General features: G+C 68.0%; 23 protein-coding genes. 12 read left to right on the forward strand and 11 right to left on the reverse strand.

Features of this window, described 5'->3' with window-relative positions:
- The 4 genes from pstS to trxA all read right to left on the reverse strand — a co-directional run.
- Positions 1–1,123, reverse strand: a 1,123-nt coding sequence (gene pstS / locus D456_RS0117575; RefSeq protein ID WP_017577496.1) for a phosphate ABC transporter substrate-binding protein PstS, incomplete at its 3' end; no start/stop codon positions are given.
- 391 nt (positions 1,124–1,514) lie between these two features.
- A complete protein-coding gene (locus D456_RS0117580) occupies positions 1,515–2,282 on the reverse strand; it encodes a response regulator transcription factor (RefSeq protein ID WP_017577497.1) in 768 nt (255 codons plus the stop codon).
- 50 nt (positions 2,283–2,332) lie between these two features.
- The gene (gene pstB / locus D456_RS0117585) at positions 2,333–3,202 is read right to left on the reverse strand and encodes a phosphate ABC transporter ATP-binding protein PstB (protein ID WP_017577498.1); all 870 of its coding nucleotides are present in this window, start codon (positions 3,200–3,202) and stop codon (positions 2,333–2,335) included.
- Between the two features lie 270 nt (positions 3,203–3,472).
- Entirely contained in the window at positions 3,473–3,868 is a 396-nt protein-coding gene (trxA, locus tag D456_RS0117590; protein ID WP_017577499.1) for a thioredoxin, read from the reverse strand.
- A gap of 270 nt (positions 3,869–4,138) precedes the next feature.
- On the opposite strand from trxA, the gene D456_RS0117595 reads away from it, so the two are divergent.
- Positions 4,139–4,510, forward strand: coding sequence for a YidH family protein (locus D456_RS0117595; RefSeq protein ID WP_017577500.1), 372 nt, complete (start codon positions 4,139–4,141; stop codon positions 4,508–4,510).
- Positions 4,507–4,878 (forward strand): DUF202 domain-containing protein, encoded by a 372-nt coding sequence (locus tag D456_RS0117600; protein ID WP_017577501.1) that lies wholly within the window; start codon positions 4,507–4,509, stop codon positions 4,876–4,878. Before D456_RS0117595 ends, D456_RS0117600 begins: the two co-directional genes overlap by 4 nt.
- A gap of 114 nt (positions 4,879–4,992) precedes the next feature.
- On the opposite strand, the gene D456_RS0117605 is transcribed toward D456_RS0117600, so the two are convergent.
- The 3 genes from D456_RS0117605 to D456_RS0117615 all read right to left on the reverse strand — a co-directional run bounded on the left by D456_RS0117605 (position 4,993) and on the right by D456_RS0117615 (position 7,667).
- Positions 4,993–6,006 carry an NAD-dependent epimerase/dehydratase family protein gene (locus D456_RS0117605; RefSeq protein WP_017577502.1) on the reverse strand — a complete coding sequence of 338 codons (1,014 nt, stop codon included), beginning with the start codon at positions 6,004–6,006 and terminating at the stop codon, positions 4,993–4,995.
- Between the two features lie 95 nt (positions 6,007–6,101).
- Positions 6,102–6,815: a PIG-L deacetylase family protein gene (locus D456_RS0117610; protein ID WP_017577503.1), complete on the reverse strand. Its 714-nt coding sequence runs from the start codon at positions 6,813–6,815 to the stop codon at positions 6,102–6,104.
- 120 nt (positions 6,816–6,935) lie between these two features.
- Entirely contained in the window at positions 6,936–7,667 is a 732-nt protein-coding gene (locus D456_RS0117615; RefSeq protein ID WP_026115974.1) for a WbqC family protein, read from the reverse strand.
- Positions 7,668–8,015: 348 nt separating this feature from the next.
- On the opposite strand from D456_RS0117615, the gene D456_RS0117620 reads away from it, so the two are divergent.
- Both D456_RS0117620 and D456_RS0117625 read left to right on the forward strand, forming a co-directional pair.
- On the forward strand, positions 8,016–9,545 hold the full coding sequence (locus D456_RS0117620) for a glycosyltransferase family 2 protein (protein WP_026115975.1): 1,530 nt from the start codon (positions 8,016–8,018) through the stop codon (positions 9,543–9,545).
- Positions 9,546–9,682: 137 nt separating this feature from the next.
- Positions 9,683–10,096 carry a DUF3817 domain-containing protein gene (locus D456_RS0117625; protein ID WP_193373845.1) on the forward strand — a complete coding sequence of 138 codons (414 nt, stop codon included), beginning with the start codon at positions 9,683–9,685 and terminating at the stop codon, positions 10,094–10,096.
- On the opposite strand, the gene D456_RS0117630 is transcribed toward D456_RS0117625, so the two are convergent.
- Together D456_RS0117630 and D456_RS0117635 are read right to left on the reverse strand one after the other, a co-directional pair.
- Positions 10,072–10,869 carry an SURF1 family protein gene (locus D456_RS0117630; protein ID WP_017577507.1) on the reverse strand — a complete coding sequence of 266 codons (798 nt, stop codon included), beginning with the start codon at positions 10,867–10,869 and terminating at the stop codon, positions 10,072–10,074. The genes D456_RS0117625 and D456_RS0117630 overlap by 25 nt on opposite strands.
- Before the next feature lie 321 nt (positions 10,870–11,190).
- Positions 11,191–11,415, reverse strand: a complete 225-nt coding sequence (locus tag D456_RS0117635) for a hypothetical protein (RefSeq protein WP_017577508.1) — start codon at positions 11,413–11,415, stop codon at positions 11,191–11,193.
- A gap of 135 nt (positions 11,416–11,550) precedes the next feature.
- On the opposite strand from D456_RS0117635, the gene D456_RS0117640 reads away from it, so the two are divergent.
- Positions 11,551–12,318, forward strand: coding sequence for an alpha/beta fold hydrolase (locus D456_RS0117640; protein WP_017577509.1), 768 nt, complete (start codon positions 11,551–11,553; stop codon positions 12,316–12,318).
- A gap of 31 nt (positions 12,319–12,349) precedes the next feature.
- Here the strand turns inward: D456_RS0117640 and D456_RS0117645 are convergent, their stop codons facing one another.
- Positions 12,350–12,754, reverse strand: a complete 405-nt coding sequence (locus D456_RS0117645; RefSeq protein WP_017577510.1) for a VOC family protein — start codon at positions 12,752–12,754, stop codon at positions 12,350–12,352.
- Positions 12,755–13,002: 248 nt separating this feature from the next.
- Between D456_RS0117645 and D456_RS0117650 the strand changes: the two genes are divergently transcribed.
- The 4 genes from D456_RS0117650 to D456_RS0117665 are packed head-to-tail and all read left to right on the forward strand — an operon-like array spanning position 13,003 to position 15,651.
- Positions 13,003–13,980, forward strand: a complete 978-nt coding sequence (locus tag D456_RS0117650; RefSeq protein WP_017577511.1) for an ABC transporter ATP-binding protein — start codon at positions 13,003–13,005, stop codon at positions 13,978–13,980.
- Positions 13,977–14,825 carry an ABC transporter permease gene (locus tag D456_RS0117655; RefSeq protein WP_017577512.1) on the forward strand — a complete coding sequence of 283 codons (849 nt, stop codon included), beginning with the start codon at positions 13,977–13,979 and terminating at the stop codon, positions 14,823–14,825. The genes D456_RS0117650 and D456_RS0117655 overlap by 4 nt, the downstream gene beginning before the upstream one ends.
- Positions 14,815–15,054, forward strand: coding sequence for a helix-turn-helix transcriptional regulator (locus tag D456_RS0117660; RefSeq protein WP_017609127.1), 240 nt, complete (start codon positions 14,815–14,817; stop codon positions 15,052–15,054). Before D456_RS0117655 ends, D456_RS0117660 begins: the two co-directional genes overlap by 11 nt.
- 27 nt (positions 15,055–15,081) lie before the next feature.
- Complete coding sequence (locus tag D456_RS0117665; RefSeq protein ID WP_017577514.1) at positions 15,082–15,651, forward strand: hypothetical protein; 570 nt, start codon at positions 15,082–15,084, stop codon at positions 15,649–15,651.
- Here the strand turns inward: D456_RS0117665 and D456_RS0117670 are convergent.
- Positions 15,621–16,283, reverse strand: coding sequence for a class II aldolase/adducin family protein (locus tag D456_RS0117670; protein ID WP_017577515.1), 663 nt, complete (start codon positions 16,281–16,283; stop codon positions 15,621–15,623). The genes D456_RS0117665 and D456_RS0117670 overlap by 31 nt on opposite strands.
- A 361-nt stretch (positions 16,284–16,644) precedes the next feature.
- Here D456_RS0117670 and D456_RS0117675 point away from each other — a divergent pair, with 361 nt between their 5' ends.
- The 3 genes from D456_RS0117675 (at position 16,645) to D456_RS0117685 (ending at position 21,161) form a co-directional block, all read left to right on the forward strand.
- Positions 16,645–18,171 (forward strand): aldehyde dehydrogenase family protein, encoded by a 1,527-nt coding sequence (locus D456_RS0117675; RefSeq protein WP_026115977.1) that lies wholly within the window; start codon positions 16,645–16,647, stop codon positions 18,169–18,171.
- Positions 18,172–18,423: 252 nt separating this feature from the next.
- Positions 18,424–19,998 carry a GMC family oxidoreductase gene (locus tag D456_RS0117680; protein ID WP_017577517.1) on the forward strand — a complete coding sequence of 525 codons (1,575 nt, stop codon included), beginning with the start codon at positions 18,424–18,426 and terminating at the stop codon, positions 19,996–19,998.
- Positions 19,995–21,161, forward strand: coding sequence for a quaternary amine ABC transporter ATP-binding protein (locus D456_RS0117685; protein WP_017577518.1), 1,167 nt, complete (start codon positions 19,995–19,997; stop codon positions 21,159–21,161). Before D456_RS0117680 ends, D456_RS0117685 begins: the two co-directional genes overlap by 4 nt.
- Positions 21,162–21,169 lie beyond the last annotated feature (8 nt).

Consider the following 21,169-nt stretch of genomic DNA (forward strand, 5'->3'; position numbering starts at 1 on the left):
CCTCCCCGGACTCGTCCTCGCCGCCCTCGGAGCCGTCACCGTTCTCGGAGTTGGTGCGCTCCAGCTCGGCGATGACCCGCTCGGTGAGCTCGTCGCCGAGGGGCGCGTAGCCCAGCTCGCCGGAGACCTCCTGAGCGGACTCGTCGGTCAGGGCCCAGGTCCAGAAGTCGACGAGCGTGTCGGCGGTCTCCTGGTCGTAGCCGCAGGTGTAGGTGAAGATCCAGTTGGTGCCGGCGATCGGGTAACCCGAACCCCCGATGTCGTCGATGCTGAACTGGAAGTTCTCGGGAACATCGGCCTCCTCGGAGGCGGCGATCGTCGACTCGGTGGTCGGCTCGATGGGCTCACCGTCGGCGTTGACGACGTGGGCGACCGACATCTCCGACTCCTGGGCGAAGGACTGGTTCACGTAGCCCAGGCCGCCCGGGTTCTGGGTGATGCCCTGCGCGACACCGTCGTTCTGCTGCCCGCCGACCAGGCCGGAGGGCCAGTCGATCTCCTTGCCCTCGCCGTACTCCTCGTCCCAGGACTCGACCTCGTGGGCGAGGTAGTGGCTGAACACGGCGGTGGTACCGGAGCTGTCGGAGCGGTGGACCGGGACGATCTCGTCGCCGGGCAGGTCCATCTCCGGGTTGAGCTCGGCGATCGCCGGGTCGTCGAAGGTGGTGATGTCGCGGGAGTAGATGCCGGCGATGGTCTCCGGGTCCAGGACCAGTCCGTCCAGCTCGGGGTTGTTCATGGCGATGACCACGGAACCGAAGGTGACGGGGAACTGGAGGGGCTCACAGCCGCGGTTGTCGGCGGCTTCCTGGAGGGCCTCGTCGTCGAGGTACTCCTCGGAGGAACCGAAGTCGACGGTCTCCTCCATGAACTGCTCGATCCCGGCCCCGGAACCCACGCTCTGGTAGTTGATGCTGGTCCCGGGCTGGACGTCGTTGGTGTACGTGTAGATCCAGTCCTGGAAGAGCGGGTCCGGGAAGCTGGCACCCGCACCGGTCAGAGAGCCGGTGAGGGCCTCTCCGTCGGTGCCGGCGTTTTCGGTGTCCTCGCCCCCGCTGCTGCACGCGGCCGCGAGCAAGGGGATGGCCGCCAGAGCGGCGAGCTTGGAACGCCCGTTGCGCATGTCCTGTTTCTCCTCGTCGAATCACCACTGTCGGGGCTGACAGGAACGACATTAGGAGCGGATAAAGACGACTGGACATCGTGATCGAGACGGGATGGTGGAAAACCGGTGAATGGGTGGTTAATCGCGGTAACCATTAGATAACGGGCCATGTGTGGCCGTTTTTCTCGGCAGCCCTGGTTCGCGGTAGAGGTGCTCTGCCTACCTGCGGAAACGACTGGAGCACCGGCGTTGTTCACCGGCGTCGGTGTCGTTCTCGTATGTTTTCCGCGATCGATTCAGTTCACGTGTGCGTTCATTTCATCGCGGAGGGTGCCGGGGAAATGAACGGGATGACCGCGGTAGTGGTAAAACACGTTACCGGGCACGGGTCGAGGTTTTTCGGCGAGGGTCATCCCCCTGGGTTCGAGTCGAGCCGGTAACCGATCCCGCGCACCGTGTGTATGAACCGGGGCCGTGCCTCGGAATCACCCAGCTTGTGCCGTAGCCGGCGGATGTGCACCGCGATCGTGTTGTTCACCGGAGGCAGGGGTTTGTGCCAGACCTCGGTCCACAGCTCCTCGCGGCCCACCACCCGGCCGTCGTTGCGCAGCAGGAAATCCATGATCCCGAACTCGCGCAGGGCCAGGTCCACCGGGACGCCGTCCACGAACAGCCGGTGTCCGAGGGTGTCCAACTCCAACGCCCCTGCACGCACCATCGCCGTGCCCGCGCCGCCCCCCTCCCCGTGCTCGCCGGGAGGCAGGGCACCGCGCAGCAGCGCGGCCAGCTCCGGGATCCTGTACGGGCGGCTCACACAGGCCGTCGCCCCCGCAGCCAGGGCCCGCACAGCCCGCTGCGAGTCGCCGGTCCCCACCCCGATGAGGATCGGGATGTCGGTGACGCGACGCATCACCCGCACCAAGGTCTCCAGCTCCACCTCCGAGGGGTCCGCGCTGGTGAGCACGGTGTCGGGACGGGCCATCCCCACCCGGAGCAGGGCCTCCGCGCCGTCCACACACACGGTGATGTCCACGTCGTGTCCGCTCAGCGACAGCACGAGCTGGTGCGACTGCTCCGACTCAGGCTCCACCAGCAGTATCCGGAGTGGGGTCCCGGCCGCTCCCGACACCTCCAGTGCCTCCGCGGGTCCGGGGATCGATGGCGTGACAGCGGGCATGGGGGTCCACTTCGTCGAGGGGGCGTGCGGGTCCCGGAACGGGAGGCGGATCAGCCGAAGCGCCCGGCGATGTAGTCCTCGGTGCGCTGGTCGGCGGGCTTGCTGAAGATCGTGGCGGTCTCGTCGTACTCCACGAGGTTGCCGAAGCGGTCCCCGGCCTCGTCGACGGAGGCGGTGAAGAAGGCGGTGCGGTCCGAGACCCGCGCCGCCTGCTGCATGTTGTGGGTGACGATGACGATCGTGTACTCGCTCGCGAGCTCGTACATGAGGTCCTCGATCTTGAGTGTGGCGATCGGGTCCAGAGCCGAACACGGCTCGTCCATGAGGATGACCTCGGGGTTGACCGCGATCGTCCGGGCGATGCACAGGCGCTGCTGCTGGCCGCCGGACAGCGCGAACGCGTTGTCCTTGAGCTTGTCCTTGACCTCGTCCCACAGGGCGGCCTTGGTCAGGCTCTCCTCGACGATCTCGTCCATGTTGCCGCGCATGCCGTTGATGCGGGGACCGTAGGCGACGTTGTCGTAGATCGACTTGGGGAACGGGTTGGGCTTCTGGAAGACCATTCCGATGCGGCGGCGCACCTCGATGGGGTCGACCTCGGGAGCGTAGAGGTCCTCACCGTGGTAGGTCACCCGACCCTCGACCCGGGCACCGGGGATGAGGTCGTTCATCCGGTTGAGGGTGCGCAGGACCGTGCTCTTGCCGCAGCCGGACGGGCCGATCATCGCGGTGATCCGCTGAGGGTCGACCTTGAGGTCCACGTCGCGTACGGCTCTGTTGGTCCCGTAGACGATGGACAGGTCGGAGACCTCGAAGACGGGGTCTCCCGACTCGGGCCTCCTGCGTTCGTGTGCGGCGGTCTCGGGGGCGGCGCCCGGCTCGGCGCCACGAGGGTTCACGGTGGTGTTGCTGGCAGACATGGAGCCACTTCCGGGGTCGGGCTGCATTCGGGGCGCAGCGGGAAACTGCGCTGTCGTACCCATGCAAACGGCTCGGCGTGAAGCCCCGGTGAACGAGCTACGTGGCAGAGGTGAACGCGGGAGGTGGACTGGAGGTACCAGGTCACCGGAGGTGTGGCCGGACGTCATCGCTCCGTGTGTACGTCGTGCCGTTCCCCGCGCTCCGAACGACGAAAGGACCGGACCCGCGAGTCTGGCGGGGCCGGTCCCGTGGCGTCGGTCGGCGGCGGTTCAGCCCTGCTGATCGCTCTGCTGCTCGCCTTCCTGGCCGTCCTGCTCGGCGATCTTCTGCCGGACCTCGTCCATGTCCAGCTCCTTGGCCTGGGTGATCAGGCTCTCCAGAGCCTCGGAGGGCAGGGCGCCCGGCTCGTTGTAGATGACGGTGCGGTCACGCACGATCATCAGCGTCGGGATGGACTGGATCTTGAACTCGAAGGCCAACTCGCGCTGGGCCTCGGTGTCGACCTTGGCGTGCACGATGTCGGTGTGCGTCTCCGAGGACTGTTCGAAGACGGGCGCGAACTGGCGGCAGGGACCGCACCAGTCCGCCCAGAAGTCGATGAGGACGAAGTCGTTTTCCTGCAACGTGTCCGCGAAATTGTCCTTCGTGAGCTCGACGGTGGCCACGTGGTCTCCTTGAGTGTTGGGCGTCGCCTACCCGGTCTTACTACCAGGCGTGAGCCCCCGTGGGCATCAGCTCCGGTGGCACGCGACCGGTCGTGGTTGGTCAGGTTCTTGCGACAACACGGCCACCCGCAGGACGCATTCCAACGGAAGTCCGGAACGTTTCCACCACGGCCCGCCGGCCGATTGCACCGTTCCTACCAGTTCGGACGGGAAGGAGAGGGTTGACTGGGGCGAGGACGAGACCAACGCCGAGACCGGGGGAGGACCCTGATGGAGACCGGGAGGCCGGAACAGGGAGGAGCGGCCGGGGAGGACGGTACCGAAACCGTCGACTACCGGTTCACCCTCGCCAACGAACGCACGTTCCTGGCCTGGGTCCGTACCGCTCTGGCCCTGCTCGCGGGCGCCGTGGCGGTCCTGCACCTGTTGCCCCTGGAATGGAGCGAGGCGACCCGCACCGCCGTCGGGCTGTTGCTGACGCTGCTGGCCGGGGTCATCACCGTCTACGCCCCCCTGCGGTGGCTGCGGGTACAGCGGGCCATGGGCCGGGGCGCGCCGCTCAAACTGAGCATGTTGCCGCTCATCACCACGTTCGTGGTGGCTCTGGTGTCGCTGCTGGTGTTCCTGGGGAACCTGCTGTGAGTACCCCCGGTCCGCGCTCCGACCCCGGCCTGCAGCCCGAACGCACCCTGATGTCGTGGCAACGCACCCTTGCCCTCGTCCTGGTGGTCGGACTGCTGTACATGCGGGGCTCACTGGTACCGGGGCAGGCGGCCGTCCCCGAGTTGCCGCCCCAGGTGCGGGTGGCCGTCATGGTGGCCCTGCTGATCGTCTTCGCTGCCGTCGCGACCCACGTGTGGCTGCGTTGGCGCCGGACCGCTATGGGCTCCCACGATCCCGCGACGGGCGGGATGCCGAGAAACGTCGGCCGCCCCTGGGCCGTACTCCTGCTGTGTGCGGTGACGCTGTCCCTGAGCGTGCTCCTGTTCGTCACCACGCTCCTGCGCTGAACCGGATCTGGTGGGGAGCGGGGCGGTCCCGTCGGGGCAGTCGCGGGTGCCCCGACGGGACCGAGGGGGTCGCGGCCTCTCCGAGTGGCCGGACCCCGCAGCCGTTCACACCGTCTACACAGGGGCCGTGGTCGCCGTGGTCTTCACCGGCCCGGCCGTCACCTCGAACCCCGTACGCCGGTGGTCGACGATCGAGCCGATGATGGCGTCGAGGCCGCGGGTGGGCTCGTAACCGATGAGCCGCCCGGCCAGCGAGGTGTCGGGGTAGCGGCGCTGCATGTCCTCGTACCCCGTTCCGTAGGCCTGCTCGTAGTCCGTGTAGGTGATCGGGCTGTCGGAGCCGATGAGTTCCACGACCCGGTCGGCCAGCCCCTTGATCGAGATCTCCTCGCGCCCGCCGAGATTGACGGCCCGGTTGAAGGCCTGCGGGGTGTCCATCAGTCGTGTCATCGCCGGGACCACGTCGAAGACCGAGCCGAAGCAGCGCCGCTGTGCGCCCGTGCCGTACACGGTGATGGGTTCGCCGGCCAGGGCCTGGTCGACGAAGCGCGGCACCACCATGCCGTAGCGGCCGGTCTGGCGCGGGCCCACGACGTTGAAGAACCGTGTGATGACACACGGCACCCCGGACTCGGCACCGTGCACGTAGGCGACCAGTTCGTCCAGGCCCTTGGCGGCGGCGTAGGACCAGCGGCTCTTGGTGGGCGAACCGTAGATGCGGTCGTCGTCCTCCTTGAGGCCGTCGGCGTCGTTCTTGCCGTAGACCTCGCTGGTGGAGGCCACCATGTAGGGCACACGGTGGCGGACGGCTGCTTCGACGATGTTCTCGGTTCCGTGCAGGTTGATGCGCAGTGAACGCAGCGGGTTGTCCACGATGTTGTAGACACCCACGGCGGCGGCCAGGTGGTAAACCGTGTCCGCCTCCGACACGAGTCGGTCGATGAGCTCGTGGTCCAGGATGTCGCCCTGGACGAAGGAGAATCCGGGCTCCTCGCCGAGTTGGGCCAGATTGGCCATGGACCCGGTCGAAAGATCGTCGATGACGGTGACCTGGTGCCCCTGGGCGATGAGGTGGTCGCACAAGTGCGAACCGATGAAACCGGCTCCACCGGTGACTACGGCCTTCATTGGTCCCCTCCACTGCAGGTGGTGTGGTGTTCTGTCATTTCGCTCGGAAGGTCTGGTCCCTCGCGGGGAATGCGGTCGACGACCGGTCGGCCGGTTCACAACAGGTGGCGGAGGACGTGGTACCCCTCGCCGTGGGCGACCCCGGCCTGCATGCCGCGCAGAGCGGCGAGGCTGCGCAGGGTCAGCTCCGATCGGGTGTGCGGGTGATCGTGGCTCTGGGACCCGTACATCTGCATGCCGACGAGCTTGGCCTCGACGTCCCGCTCCCGGAGGCCGACGATCAGGTTGGGTGGTACGACCGCGTCGGTGCGCCACTGGTCGGCGGCCTCCTCGTAGGCCAGGACCAGCTTCGGGTGGTGGCGCAGCCGGTGGTCGGAGGGCCGCAGCGACGTGTGCACCGCTTCGGCCACGACCTGATGGTCCTGGTTGTAGCTCGTACGGTGCGGCGCGATCACGACTGTGGGCCGAAGACGTGTGATCGACAGGGGGCTGTCCTGCTCGACGAGCTTGTTGATGTCGACTCGGGCCACGGTGTCCAGCCGCAGGTGGTACTGGTCGCCGGGGAGGGCCATGTGCCAGTCGTCCCAGCGGAAGTGGTCCGCGACCTTCTTGATCTCGGTGTGTCGTTCCTGAGCGGTCGAGAACCCCTTGGGTGACTGATCGGCGGTGTCACCCACCGTGAAGAACTGTACGAACACCTCGGCACCCGCGTCCTTGGCCTTGCTCATGAGGCCGCCGCAGCCGAGTGTCTCGTCGTCGGGATGGGGCGCGAAGATGAGGATGCGCTCTCGGGACCAGTCCGTCGTCATTTCCAGTTTCCGTCCTTTGATCTCTGGAGGAGGCGACTGGGGGGGATTTCACGCAGCGGGTCGGTCCCGATGCGGTCCGGGCCGTGTCGGATCGTGTTGCCGTACGGGTCGGCGGGTGCCTCAGAGCGGTCGCCGGGCGCTCCGGAGCAGCTCGAGTGAGGCCGGGCCCGCGTTGAACAGCAGGTCGATCGCGGCCAGGTGTGAGGTGAACCCGTCGGATCCGCCGTTCCGTTGCGGGTAGACGGGGTGCTCGAAGCCCTGCCACTCGACCTCGATCCCGTGCTGCTTCAGCAGGTCGACGTCGAGGTAGTCGCGCGCTCCGTCCCCCGACAACAGTGTGTCGGCGTCGGCGGCGTTGCAGACCTGGGCGATGAGTTCGCTCTTGCGTCCGGTGAACTCGCCGAGCCGGCTGGCGCGCACGACTGGTGTGTCGATCCCGAAGGCTCCGAGGATCAGGAGTGTCGTGGAGATGGACAGTTCTACCATGTGCTCCCATCTCTGCTCGTAGAGACGGGATATCTCTTCCCGGTATTCGTCCAGGTGCGGTGCGCTTCGGTAGCTGTGATTCAGGAGCGCCCGGAGGTGTTTGGTCCTCCATTTCTGTGTGTTGTCGATCTGCTTGTCCAGGATCCGTTCGTCCCGGGCGGTCTGGATGACCGGGACCGTGAGCAGTTGTCTGCCGCTCTCCCCGGCGATGTAGTTTCGGTTCTGCCAGCCCCGGCGTTCGAACTGGACCGTGTCGAGTGCGACATAGACGTCAGAACGGTCGATCTTGTCGATGAGCCCCAACCAGGGCAAATAGTGCGGCTGGTGGACACATGCGATGCGCTGGCCTGGTGGTTCGGCGATCATCTCGTCCGTCACGGTGTGTTGATCGCGTGACGTAAGGGAAGTACAGGGCGATTCGGGCAAAAATGGACCTGCCACGCCGATGATTCTCCTCCGTCGTACTGGACAAGTCGGCGGTACCGCCGCTTCCGGGCGACCAGGATAAACCGGAGACAGCGGTAACCGTTGGAAGCCCACCGCACATATCTTCTAATGGGTGCCAGCAGATGCAAGCCCCTGTAGAAGATTCGCGTGGCCTCCATAGGCCACGAAGACGTGTGAACCCAACAGTTCCGCGAGGCGTCAACCCAACGCCGACTTTTCGGGTTAATGTCGGTCCGAAACCCAGAACTCTCGAGAGGTTCCAGGACTGTGCGAAGCGTGCGTTTCACCGCTGGTGTGCTGGTCGGGTTGGTCGCCCTGGCTCTGGCAACAGCTCTGTTCGTCTACTGGTTCGACTACGCGACGGGTGTCGCGGAGGCGTCCGGCCTGGGCGCTCTCGGTTACGTCTTCCTGTGGCTGGCCTTCGGCGCGAACCTGCTGCTCTGGACGGTCGTGGGGCTGCTGCGCCTGGGGGAGGACTCGGTGCGCTCCCTGACCGCCCGGCGGCGTATCGGTGCACCCGAACGGACAGCGGTCGAGCGTGAACCGGATCGGGTGCTCGTCGGGGCCGGCGGTTCGGGGCCGCTTCCGGACACCGGAGAGGACCGTCCGGAACAGCCCCAGGACACCGCCGGAAACGCCGGCGCGGACGAGGGTGCCCCCGGTCCCGCCGACCTGTCCATCGCGGTGGTCATCCCGGCGCACAACGAGGAACCGGTCATCGAGGCGGCGATCGGTTCGGCTCTGCGCCTCTTCGACCGGTGGGACGTCTACGTGGTCTCCGACGCCTCCTCCGACGCCACCGCCGAGGTCGCCGCACGCACCGGTGTCAACGTCCTGGAACTGCTGAACAACCGCGGCAAGGCCGGGGCCATCGAGGCCGTCATCGAGGAGTTCGCCCTCACCGACAACCACGACGGTGTGCTCATCCTCGACGCCGACACCGAACTGCACCCGAGCTACGTCGAGGGGGCCAGGCGCCAACTCGCCGACCCCGACGTGGCCGCCGTCGCCGGTTTTGTGGTCTCGGAGTGGAAACCCGACGAGCGCAGCTTCGTGGGACGCCTCATCTCCGCCTACCGCGACCGCCTGTACTTCATGCTCCAGTACCTCATGCGGTTCGGGCAGACCTGGCGCCACGCGAACGTGTCCTTCATCGTCCCGGGGTTCGCCAGCGTCTACCGCACCAGCGCCCTGCGCGAGATCGACATCAACCCCGAGGGCCTGGTCATCGAGGACTTCAACATGACCTTCGAGGTGCACCACAAGCGCCTCGGCCGGATCTCGATGGAACCCGGCACCAAGGCCTACAGCCAGGACCCCTTCACCCTGCGTGACTACTACCGTCAGGTCAGCCGCTGGACCCTCGGACTCTGGCAGACCATCCGGCGCCACAAGCTCTGGCCCAGCAGCTTCTGCGCCGCACTGCTCCTCTACGTCCTCGAGGTCGTGCTCGTCTCACTCGTGCTGTTGGCGACCGTGCTGGTGGGGGCGTTCGTGGCCCTGGGGACGTTCGGGGGCGAGGCCGTCCTGGCGCTGTCCTTCTTCGAGGAGGGGTTCACCGCCGTCACCGCGTTCCTGCCGCTCACGGCGGTACTCGTCGGTCTCTTCGTGCCCGACTACATGCTCACCTGCCTGATGGCGATGGTGCGGCGGCGCCCGTCCTACCTGGTCTACGGACTCTTCTTCTTCCCGATCCGCATCATCGACGCATTCCTCGCCCTACGCACGATCCCCAAGGCATGGACGGCCCGCTCCGACGGCCGCTGGGCCAGCCCCGTGCGCGTCGAGCGGACGTGACCCGCGCGGCCCCGTGATGTGGAGTTCCTGACTCGGACCCGGATCGGGGCGGTCACGGGCGGCGTTTAGCCTCGTGGGGAGAGGCCTTGCGGCGACCCCGCGGGGCCGGGGAACGTCGCGAAACGGGTGAGGTAACGGTGGACAAGAGGCGCGTGTCGTTCGCTCTGTACAGAGTGCTCGCCTACGTCACGGGTGTGTTCCTGATCGGGCTGGTGTTCGTGGCCATGCCCGCCAGGTACCTGGTGGGGGAGAGCTCGATGTTCGCTCTCTTCGGCGCTCCCCAGGGATGGGAGCACTGGTTCGGCCCGGACACACCCCTGGTCATGTACATCACACTGCCGCACGGCTACGTGTACATGGCCTACGTGCTCGTGGTCATCTGGGTGGCCCTCGACCGCCGCTGGGGTGCCGGCCGCACTTTGGGCGTCGCGCTCTCGGGCACCATCCCGGTCCTGGGGTTCGTCATCGAGCGCCGCATCGTGAAGCAGGAGCAGGCGAAGGAGGAAGCCGCCGCGGAGGGCGGCTCTCAGGAACCAGCACGCACCGGCTGACCGTCGCTGCCGTCCTCCTCCGAGGCCCGTTCCTCCTCCGGGGTGCGGGCCTCCGTCAGTTCGCGGCGCATGAGGATGATCCAGAAGACTAGCGCGGAGACGCCGAACATCCCCCACTGCACCGAATAGCTGAGGCTGCGCCAGTTGACCGTCACGCCCGTCGGCGGCTCGGGCGGCGGCACCGGTTCGAGGCCTTCGTTGGCCGGGTCGCTCCCGGGAACGACGATGTAGCCCTCGTACATCGCCTCGTACTCCCACTCCTGCAGGAGCACGGCCGGGGCGATGCGTTCCACCTGGCCCTCGGGCATCTCCATGGGGCGGATGCCGTCCTCGGCGGTTTGGGCCGGCAGTAGCCATCCGGTCACGGAGATCCGGCCGCCGGGCGGCTCGGGGACGGTGCCGGGATCCTCGGTCCATCCGCGGTTGATCGCGATGGCCGCACCGTCGTCGGCGATCAGGGGCAGTACGACGTCGTAGCCCTCGGTCCCGTCCATGACCCGCGGCACGAGGAGCTGGTCCTGGGCCTCGTACTGTCCCTGGGTCTGTACCGCGTTGTTGGCGATCCGGTCCGGGTGCATGTACTCGCCCGGTTCGAAGTCCCTCCCGAGCGGGCGTGCCTCGGCCAGGTCCTCGATCGGGTTGGTGATGGTTTCCCGGTCGGGTTCGAACGAGCGGACGACTTGCCAGGCGGTTCCTGCGACACACACGGCCAGGACGATCAGGGCCGCCAGATGGATGCCCAGCCAGCGCGGGGTCAGGAGCGGTGATCTCACCGTTCCAGGCTAGGGGTGCGCCGTGAGTGGGTGACCGTGACCCCCGGTTGACGATGGCCACACAGGCTTGGCGATTCTCTGTGGGGCAATGACGATTACTTTAAGTAGTTCTACGTGACTGAGGGTTGTTATTCGTGGTTGGGGTGGGTAGTGTTTCTATCAACGCGGAACGACAGGGTCGCTTCCGCGGAGAGGCCTTCAAGGCCGCGACTCCAGGGGGGAGGAGTCGTCGGCCGCTTCCCGAGGCGAGGGTCGCTTCCGTACTTTGAGGGGGGATGCGGAAGCGACCCTCGCTGCTTTTCGTGCGGGCCCTGCCCGGGCTCAACACGCATGGCGCTGCGCGCTGCGGCGTTCGCGTTCCCGCTCGGCCTCCGCCCTGCTGCGGTGCCGCGCCGCGTACACGCGCAGTGCCAGGTTGACGGCCTCCACCTCCGACAGGGCCCCCGAGAACCTCATGGTCTCGCGCAGGGCGTCGGTGTCGATGTCGTCCCAGGTCGGGGTCACGTTCTCCTCCTCGGTGCCAGGGCGGATCACCACGACACCCATGTTCGCGCATGCGCAGAGTGCTGCGTGCACAACCCTTCGTGTTGAGTGGGGATGCGTGTACGAACGATGGTGCGCCGTCCTCGGATGCCTGGAATGCACCGGATAGCCTGGCGGTCGAGTCGACCCGGAGGTGCGATGTCCGTGAACCCGCTCCAGTACCGGCTCGACGGGCCCAACCACGCACCCGTCGTGCTCCTCGTCCCGCCGTTCGGGGCACGCATGTCGGTGTGGGAACCGCAGATGCCCGAGCTCACCCGGGGGCACAGGGTCCTGCGGATCGACCACCGGGGCCACGGCGGGTCGGCCTCCCCGCCCGGGCCCTACCGGATCGAGGACCTTGCCCTGGATCTGCTCTCCGTCCTGGACGCCGAAGGCATCACCCGCGTCTCGGCCGTCGGCGCGGGTCTGAGCTCGTCCCTCTTGGTGTGGATCGCCGTGAACTCGCCCCGCACCATCGACCGGCTCGTGTTGTTGGCTCCCGCGCCGCGGACCCCCCGGATCCACGGGTGGGACCGGATCGCCGAGCGGGTGCGCACAGCCGGCATGGAGGCCGTCACTGCCGACATCGTCCTGCCGTGGTTCACCCCGGACATGTACGAACAGAGCGCCGAGGTGGCCACCGCTCTGGCCGACGACGTCGCCGGCCTCGCCCCCGAGGGGTTCGCGTCCGTGTGCGAGGCGCTCGTCGACATGGACCAGCGCGACCTGTTCCCGGAGGTCAAGGCCCCCACGCTGGTGGTTTCCGCCGCCCACGACCCGCTGCTGCCCCCGGGGCACGGGCGGCGTCTGGCCGACGGCATCGCCGACGTGCGGTTCGAGATCGTCCCCGGCGCCGCGCACCTGCTCGGGGTGGAACGGCCCGACCGGGTCAACGAGCTCCTGCTGGAGCACATCGCTTCCTGAGCCCCGGGTGCGGCAGGTGGCCGGGCCCCGCTCAGTCCTGGGCGGGGATCAGCGGATGGTTGATCTCGAGCAGGTATCCGTCGGGGTCGCGGAAATGTGCCGCGCGCACCCCCCACGCCGTCCAGTCCCGCGGCTCCATGGCCTGGCGTGCGCCGGTGGCGATCAGTTGTTCCGTGGTCGCGTCGACGTCCTCGACCTCGAAGACCACGGCAAGGCGGTCCTGGTGGGGCAGCTCGGGGTCGGCGGTGTCGGTCTCCAGGGCCTCGGCCATGACCTCGCGCTGGCTGATCGCCAGCCTGGTCGGTGACCCCACGTCGAACTCGGCGTAGCGGCTGCTCTCGTCGCCCCACAGGACCGGAAGCTTGAGCAGGTCGGCGTAGAAGTGGAAGCAGGCTTCGTAGTCGTTGACCAGGAGTCGGATGTAGCTGCATCGCATAGCGGGCCTCCTACAGGGCGGGACGACGACCGTCGCGCCCATTGTCCCCCTTCGGGCCGTTGTTGGCCCGTCCCGTCGTGGCCCCCTGTCTTCCCTTGGCCGGATGCGGTCAGGTTCGTGCGGTTTTGACCTGCGGTTTTTGTGTTCCGGGGTGACTTTTTTGTCCGACACGCCGTAGCGCTCTTCGGCTGATATGTAGTAGGAATACTACATACGAGCTAAGGAGTAGGATGAGAAGAGGGAGGGATATGGCCACCATGGCTGAGTATCCACCGGGCCGGGCCGCCGACCCCGCCACCGGAGCACCCATCGAGACGGTCGTCGGGGTCGAGGGGCTGCGCATGGACTACGGGTCCACCCGGGTTCTGGACGGTCTCGGCCTCACCGTGCGCGCCGGCGAGGTCGTGGCCCTGCTCGGGCCCAACGGTGCAGGCAAGACCACCACGATCGAGATCCTGGAGGGTTTCCGACGCCGGTCGGCCGGCCGCGTGGAGGTCCTCGGGCAGGATCCCGCCCGCGCAGGGGAGGCCTGGCGCGCCGACCTCGGGGTGGTGCTGCAGTCCTGGCGCGACCACGGCGTGTGGCGGGTGCGCGAACTCCTGCACCATTTCGGCCGCTACTACGCCGCCTATTCGACGCCCGAGCGCGTGCGGCCCTTCGACACCGATGTGCTCCTGGACCGCGTGGGTCTGGCCGGCCACGCCCGCCGACAGGTCAAGTCGCTCTCAGGCGGGCAGCGGCGCCGCCTCGACGTCGCGATCGGGCTCGTCGGACGGCCCCGGCTGCTCTTCCTCGACGAACCCACGGCGGGTTTCGATCCGCAGGCCCGTCGGAACTTCCACGATCTGGTGCACGACGTCGTCGACGAGAACGACACCGCCGTCCTGCTCACCACGCACGACCTCGACGAGGCCGAGCGGCTCGCCGACCGCATCCTCGTCCTCACCGGCGGCCGGATCGTGGCGGACGGCAGCGCGGAACAACTGGCCACCGGCCTCGGAGGGGACAGCGAGGTCGCCTGGACCGTCGACGGCCGGCGCAGCGTGCACAGCACACGTGCGCCCGTGGAGTTCGTCGCCGGACTGTACGCAGACCACGGTGACTCCGTGACGGACCTGCGGGTCACCCGGCCCACCCTCGAGGACGTCTACATGGACCTGGTCCGCCGACACGAGTCCGGCGATATCGAGAACGCCGCTGCCGAGTTCGAGAGGACGGTCCGATGAAACCCGCCACGAACGCCGTGCGCCTGGGCCTGGCCCGGGGATGGATCGACTTCCTCCGCCTGTCCACGACCCCCGGCGAGCTCTTCGGCTACGTCTTCTACCCCGCTGTGTTCCTCGGGATCGCAGCCAGTACGACCATCGAACACGACGGGACCGGCACCGACGGCTCGGCCTACCTCATGACCGGAGGTGTGGCCTTCCTCCTGGCCAACACCCTCCTGCTCGTCGCCCAGACCATCGGTACCGAGCGCGAGGACGGCACATTGTTGCGGGCCAAGGCCCTCCCGCACGGCATGCTCGGCTACACCGTCGGCAAGAGCCTCCAACTGATGTTCACCAGCGCGGTCTCGTTGGTCCTGACCCTCGTGGGTGCGCTGGTGCTGGTCGGCGGGTTCAGCGTCCAGGGCTGGTCGGGGGCGCTCCTCCTGTCGGGCTTCTGTGCCCTGGGCATCCTGGCGCTGGCTCCCTACGGTGCGATCCTGGGCTCGCTCACCACCAACCCGCGCATGGCGGTCGCGGTGGCCATGATCGCCCTCCTGAGCCTCTCCCTCGTTTCCGGCGTCTTCTTTCCCGTGGACATCCTCCCTGCCTGGGCGGGCGTGGTCGGGACGGTCTTCCCGCTGTACTGGATCGGAGTGGGCCTGCGTGCAGCCCTGCTGCCGGAGGCACAGGTGGCCTTGGAGGCCACGGGTTCGTGGGAGTTGCCCCAGGCCGCGGGTGTACTCATGGTGTGGATCGTGGTCGGCTTCCTAGTCGCCCCCTGGGTGTTGCGCAGGATGGCCCGGCGCGAATCCGGATCACGGGTCAGTGAGGCCAGGGAGAGGGCGATGCAACGTGCCTACTGAAGGCAAGGGCGAGACCGTGCACAACCGCATCGCGATGCTGCGCGCCGAGCGCGGTGTGTCGCGACGGCAGTTGGCCGGGGCGCTGGGGGTCCATTACCAGACCGTCGGCTACCTGGAACGCGGGGAGTACAGCCCCAGTCTTCATCTGGCGCTGCGTATCGCCGGGTTCTTCGAGGTGCCGGTGGAGGTCGTCTTCTCCACCGAGCCCTTCCCCCGTATCGGACAGTGATCCCGCGACTCGCGAAGGAGAGAAGAGATGGAACCGCAGTCCCCCTCGGACCGTGCCAAACTGAGGAACACCGAATCACCCCGGCTCCGCCGTGCGTGGGGTACGCGTACCCGGCGCCGCCTGTACACACTCCTGTACCTGGCGCTGGTCCTGGTCGGCGCCGTGATGCTCATCTGGTCGGACCTGGTCCGGGCGGTGGCGGTCCCCGTGCTCGCGGGCTTCGTCGCGGGCTTTGTCGTATTGGGGCTGCTGGTGACCCAGCTCAACCGGGCCACCCGGATGTCGCTGCCCCACCGGCTGCTCGACGAGCGCCAGCGGGCCGAGCGCGATGCCGCCCACCGGTTCTCCCAACAGACCATGGGCGTCCTGTTGCTCACGGTCCTCGTCGCGGTCGCGGTGCTCACGATCAATGAACCGCTGGACGTGGAGTTCCCGTCGGCACTGGCGTTGCCCCTGTTGTGGGTCCTGGCCATGGTCCACATCTCCCTGCCCGCCTGTTACCTGGCCTGGACCCAGCCTGACGAGCCCGCCGACGAGGAGGACGAGGGCGGGGACGACTTTCCCGGTCAGAACAGGTCGGGGCCGGCCCAACCGTAGGTGTCGCGGTGCCGGATCTCGGCGAGCTCGTCCTCGGTCAGGACACGGGGCCTGCCGATCTGGGCCGCGCGCAGGTAGGTGGCGCACAGCCAGTCGAGCAGGCGCAGGTTCTCCAGCGCGTGCGCGAGGTCGCGGCCCAGCGCCACACCGCCGTGGTCGGCCAGCAGCGCGGCATCGCGGCCCTTGAGCGCCTTGACCGCGTGGTCGGCGATGTCCCCGGTGCCGTAGGTCGTGTAGGGGGTCACCGCGATGGCACCGCCCAGGGACGCGGCGCGATGGTGCACCGGCGGGAGCTCGTCCAGGACGCTGGACACGGCGACCGTGTCGACGGTGGCGGCACCGATGACGGCGGTGGCGTCGCGGTCGTGGTCGGCGGCCTGGCGGTGCACGGCCATGTGCAGGGTGGCTTCGGCCGCGGGTTCGCGGCGGCCCTCGAGCACCCGGTCGTCCAGTGACATCACGGGGCAGTCCGCGGGCTGGAGTTGGTCGAGGGCGACGCCGGAGGGGGTGAGGACGACGAGGTCGCCCCGTCGGACGCTCACGGTGCCCGTCTCGCCGGGTGCGGCGCCGGCGCTCGCGGCGACCGAGCGCGCGGTCAAGCAGACGTCGCGGCGTTCTGGTTCGAGCAGCATGCGTTCCTCGGCAAGGTCGCGGACGGGCGAGTGGTTCCTCCACCCTCGGGCCGGCCCGGTGGGTGCTGTCCGGCCGGCGCCGAGCAGAACCTTATTAGGGCAGCCTAACTATAGTTCACCCTAGAGCACCCCTCGTAGCCGCGTCCAGAGGCCGCCATCCATGTACGGCTTTCCCGGGCGCGAGTCTCACGCCGGTCCTCCTCCGGCCGTGCGCCGACCACACGCGGCGTGATTCCCGCCACGGGCGCCTGTGTTTATTTGGTCATTTTTGCAGCTCATGTGGGGTTATGTGAATATTGGGGCGTAAGAGTTCTATGAGACGAGGCTGTTTGTGACCACCGACCCCGGGCACACCGCCCCCGTGAACGAACCCGACATAACCCTTCCGTCGGCGACGTATCTGTCCCAGCCTGGTTCGACCACCGCCACCAGCCTCTACATCGACGGCCAGTGGCGGGCAGCACGCGACGGCGGAGTACGAGGGATCCTCGACCCCGCCGACGCATCCGTGCTGACCGTTGTCAGCGAGGGCACACGCGCCGACGCAGAAGACGCCATCGCCGCCGCCCGGCGCGCATTCGACGCCGGTGACTGGCGCCGAACCCCTGCCGCCGAGCGCGGGCGCATCCTGGACCGCATCGCCGACCTGCTCCAGCGCGACCGGCACGAGATCGCCGTCATGGAGTCCTTCGACACCGGCAAGACCATCGAGGAAGGCGGGATCGACGTCGACGACGTCACCGACGTCTTCCGCTACTACGCCGGTCTGGCCGACAAGGACGCCGGACGCATCGTTGCCACGCCCGAGGGCATCCAGAGCAAGGTCGTGTACGAACCCGTGGGTGTCTGCGGCATGATCACGCCGTGGAACTACCCGCTGCTCCAGCTCGTCTGGAAGATGGCCCCGGCCCTCGCAGCGGGCAACACCATGGTGATCAAGCCCAGCGAGATCACCCCGGTCACCACCGCCAAGCTCGTGGAGCTGACCACCGAGGCCGGCGCTCCGGCCGGTGTGGTCAACATGGTCCTGGGCACCGGTCCCGAGGCAGGCGCGCCCCTGTCCGAGCACCCCGACGTCGACCTGGTCTCCTTCACCGGCGGCCTGGTCACCGGACGTCGGATCATGGCGGCCGCCTCCGACACGGTCAAGAAGATCGCGCTCGAGCTCGGCGGCAAGAACCCGAACATCATCTTCCCGGACGTCGACCTGGACACCGCCGTGGACTACGCGCTCAACGCCGCGTTCTTCCACTCGGGCCAGGTCTGCTCGGCCGGCGCGCGCCTGATCGTGCACGAGGACATCCACGACGAGTTCACCGCCGAACTGGCCCGCCGTGCGGACGCCATCCGTATCGGCCGCGGTCAGGTCGAGGGTGTGCGCTGCGGTCCGCTGGTCTCGGCCGAGCACCGGGGCAAGGTCGAGAAGGCCGTGGCGCGCGGCGTCGAGGAGGGCGCCCGTGTCCTCGTCGGCGGAAAGCGCCCCGACGAGACCGAGCTCCAGGACGGTTACTTCTACCGTCCGACCGTTTTCGTCGACTGCGACCGCTCCATGGACATCGTCCAGGCCGAGGTCTTCGGCCCGGTCGTGACCGTCGAGCGTTTCCGCACCGAGGAAGAGGCGATCGAGCTCGGCAACGACACCGACTACGGCCTCTCCGGCGGTGTGTGGACCGACGACGCCGGCCGCGGTGAGCGCGTGGCCGCCGGCCTGCGCCACGGCACCGTGTGGATCAACGACTACGGTCCCTACTTCCCGGGAGCCGAGTGGGGCGGATTCGGGCGGAGCGGCGTCGGCCGCGAGCTCGGCCTCGCCGGCCTGGACGAGTACCGCGAGGCCAAGCACATCTACCGCAACCTCGCCCCCGAACCGCAGCGCTGGTTCGGCTGAAGCAGACGTGAGCGGGACGCCTGGGCGTCCCGGACCGACCCCCCGCCCCGGTGCGGCGCCGCCGCGCCGGGGCGGACGACTGCCCGGCGACATGACCGTCCGACACGTCGCCGGGCATCCCTCCGGTCCCGCGGGGACCCGGGGCCGTAACGGAAGAACCGGCCACAAGAGAAGAACACGTCGAACCTGACGACACCAGAGGTCGGTTTCCCCGCATACCCCCCAGGCATGGAAAACGAGAGGAATCAGACCGTGTCGATACAAGAGAACACGTACGACTACGTCATCGTCGGCGGTGGAACGGCGGGCCCGGTCATCGCCAACCGCCTGACCGAGGACCCGAACACCACCGTGTGTGTCATCGAGGCCGGTCCTGACGACCGCGACCACGAGAACGTGCTGCGCCTCAAGGAGTGGCTCAGCGTTCTCGACAGCGACCTCGACATGAAGTACACCACCACGGAGCAGCCGCGGGGCAACTCCCACATCCTGCACTCGCGCGCCCGTGTCCTGGGAGGTTGCTCCTCCCACAACACCCTCATCAGCTTCCGGCCCTTCGCCGAGGACCTCGACGAGTGGGTCGCCGCGGGCGCCGAGGGCTGGGACAACGCGACCGTGCAGTCCTACGCCGACCGGCTCAAGAACAACATCGTTCCGATCGCCGAGAAGGACCGCAACGACATGGTCAAGGACTGGGTGTCCTCGGCCTCGGAGGCGGCGGGCGTGCCAGTCGTGGAGGACTTCAACGCCAAGACCTCCCACGGCGGCGGCTTCGCGGACGGCGCCGGTTTCCTGTCGATCGCCTACGACCCCTACACCGGGTACCGGTCCTCCTCGTCGGTCGCTTACCTGCACCCGATCATGGGTGTGCGCGACAACCTCACCGTGATGCTGGAAACCTGGGCCGACCGGCTCGAGTTCGACGGTGACCGGGCCACGGGAGTCAGCGCCACCACCAAGGACGGCGAGCGCGTCACCGTCCACGCCCGCCACGAGGTCGTTCTGGCCGCGGGCGCCGTCGACAGCCCCCGCCTGCTGATGCTCAACGGCATCGGCAACGCCGAGGAGCTGTCGGCCGTGGGCATCGAGCCCCGCCACGACCTCAAGGGTGTGGGGGAGAACCTGCAGGACCACCCCGAGTCGATCATCATGTGGGAGACCGGGCGCCGGGTGCCCGAGGAGACCGTCATGGACTCCGACGCGGCCCTTTTCGTGCGCCGCGACGAGAGTGACCCGCGCCCGGACCTGATGTTCCACATCTACCAGATCCCCTTCGACGACAATACGGCGCGTCTCGGCTATGAGTCGCCGGAGGAGGGCTACGCGGTCTGCATGACCCCCAACATCCCGCGGTCCCGTTCGCGCGGGAAGCTGTCCCTGACCAGCTCCGACCCGAAGGTCCACCCGGCGCTGGACTTCCGCTACTTCACCGACCCCGACGGCTACGACGAGCAGACCGTCGTCGACGGGCTCAAGGTCGCCCGCGAGGTCGCCGCCACCGAGCCGTTCAAGTCCTGGCTCAAGCGTGAGGTCGCACCCGGTCCGAAGGTGCAGACCGACGAGGAACTGTCCGAGTACGGCCGCCGTGCCGCCCACACCGTCTACCACCCGGCCGGCACCTGCCGCATGGGCGCCGCGGACGACGACGGCGCCGTCGTCGACCCGCGCCTGCGTGTGCGCGGACTCGAGGGGTTGCGTGTGGCCGACGCGTCGGTCTTTCCCACCCTTCCCACACCCAACCCGATGGTCATGGTCCTGACCCTGGGCGAGCGCGCCGCGGACCTGATCCGCGAGGACCGCCTGGCCGAGAACGAGGAGGCCCGATGAGCACCCAGAGAACAGAACCGGAGGGCAACCTCTCCGACGTGACCTTCTCCGTCCGCAACCTGTGGAAGATCTTCGGCAAGAACGCCGACAAGGTCGTGGGCACGGACCTGGAGAAGGCCGACAGCGGGGCCATCAAGGCACAGACCGGCGCCACGGTGGCGGTGCGTGATGTGTCCTTCGACGTGCGCCCCGGGGAGATCTTCGTGGTCATGGGCCTGTCCGGGTCCGGTAAGTCCACGCTGATCCGCTGCCTGACCCGGCTGATCGAGCCCACCTCGGGTCAGATCCTGCTCGACGGCGAGGACGTCGAACAGGCCAGTGAACAGCGCCTGCGTGAGCTGCGCCGCCGCAAGGTCGCGATGGTCTTCCAGCACTTCGGGCTCCTGCCCAACCGCAGGATCATCGACAACGTCGCCTACGGGCTGGAGATCCGCGGGGTGCCGCGCGCCGAGCGCTACGAGCGCGCCCGCGAGATGATCGGGATGGTGGGTCTGAGCGGGCACGAGAACTCCCGTCCGGGGCAGTTGTCCGGTGGTATGCAGCAGCGTGTGGGCCTTGCCCGGGCCCTGGCGGTGGATCCGCAGGTGCTGCTGTTCGACGAGCCCTTCAGCGCTCTGGACCCGTTGATCCGCCGTGACATGCAGAACGAGGTCGTGCGTCTGCAGAAGGAGTTGGACAAGACCGCGGTCTTCATCACCCACGACCTGCAGGAGGCGTTGAAGCTGGGTGACCGGATCGCGATCATGCGCGACGGTGAGCTGGTCCAGGTCGGCACCCCGGAGGAAGTGGTGGGGCGACCGGCCAACGCCTACGTGGCCGACTTCACCTCTGATGTGGCCCGTACGAGCGTGCTGACCGCGCGGTGGCTCATGCGTGAAGCCTTCCCGGAGGAGGACACCGACGGCCCCAGCGTGGAGCCGGGCACCGTGCTCTCGCAGGTGCTGCCGTTGTTGTCGGCCAGTGTCGCTCCGGTGCGGGTCGAGGAGAACGGTGAGCTCCTGGGCTTCGTGGGGCGCGATGACGTGTTGCGCGCCATCGCCGAGGACCAACTCGAGGACGAGGGGGCCTTCGAAGCGATCGTCGAGGACAACGCCGAGGATCTCCCCGCCACCGCGGCCGAGGACGGCCACGGCGGCACCACTCCGAGCGGGAACGGTGGGTGAGATGACCG

Source organism: Nocardiopsis kunsanensis DSM 44524 (assembly GCF_000340965.1).
Classification (GTDB): Bacteria; Actinomycetota; Actinomycetes; order Streptosporangiales; family Streptosporangiaceae; genus Nocardiopsis; species Nocardiopsis kunsanensis.

Coding starts and splice junctions, on each gene's coding strand:
- D456_RS0117665 (WP_017577514.1), top strand. CDS start 15,082: ATGGAACCGCAGTCCCCCTCGGACCGTGCCAAACTGAGGAACACCGAA.
- D456_RS0117655 (WP_017577512.1), top strand. CDS start 13,977: ATGAAACCCGCCACGAACGCCGTGCGCCTGGGCCTGGCCCGGGGATGG.
- D456_RS0117610 (WP_017577503.1), bottom strand. CDS start 6,815: ATGACGACGGACTGGTCCCGAGAGCGCATCCTCATCTTCGCGCCCCAT.
- pstB (WP_017577498.1), bottom strand. CDS start 3,202: ATGTCTGCCAGCAACACCACCGTGAACCCTCGTGGCGCCGAGCCGGGC.
- D456_RS0117635 (WP_017577508.1), bottom strand. CDS start 11,415: ATGGGTGTCGTGGTGATCCGCCCTGGCACCGAGGAGGAGAACGTGACC.
- D456_RS0117605 (WP_017577502.1), bottom strand. CDS start 6,006: ATGAAGGCCGTAGTCACCGGTGGAGCCGGTTTCATCGGTTCGCACTTG.
- D456_RS0117595 (WP_017577500.1), top strand. CDS start 4,139: ATGGAGACCGGGAGGCCGGAACAGGGAGGAGCGGCCGGGGAGGACGGT.
- D456_RS0117670 (WP_017577515.1), bottom strand. CDS start 16,283: ATGCTGCTCGAACCAGAACGCCGCGACGTCTGCTTGACCGCGCGCTCG.
- D456_RS0117645 (WP_017577510.1), bottom strand. CDS start 12,754: ATGCGATGCAGCTACATCCGACTCCTGGTCAACGACTACGAAGCCTGC.
- D456_RS0117615 (WP_026115974.1), bottom strand. CDS start 7,667: ATGATCGCCGAACCACCAGGCCAGCGCATCGCATGTGTCCACCAGCCG.
- D456_RS0117685 (WP_017577518.1), top strand. CDS start 19,995: ATGAGCACCCAGAGAACAGAACCGGAGGGCAACCTCTCCGACGTGACC.
- D456_RS0117580 (WP_017577497.1), bottom strand. CDS start 2,282: ATGCCCGCTGTCACGCCATCGATCCCCGGACCCGCGGAGGCACTGGAG.
- D456_RS0117640 (WP_017577509.1), top strand. CDS start 11,551: ATGTCCGTGAACCCGCTCCAGTACCGGCTCGACGGGCCCAACCACGCA.
- D456_RS0117650 (WP_017577511.1), top strand. CDS start 13,003: ATGGCCACCATGGCTGAGTATCCACCGGGCCGGGCCGCCGACCCCGCC.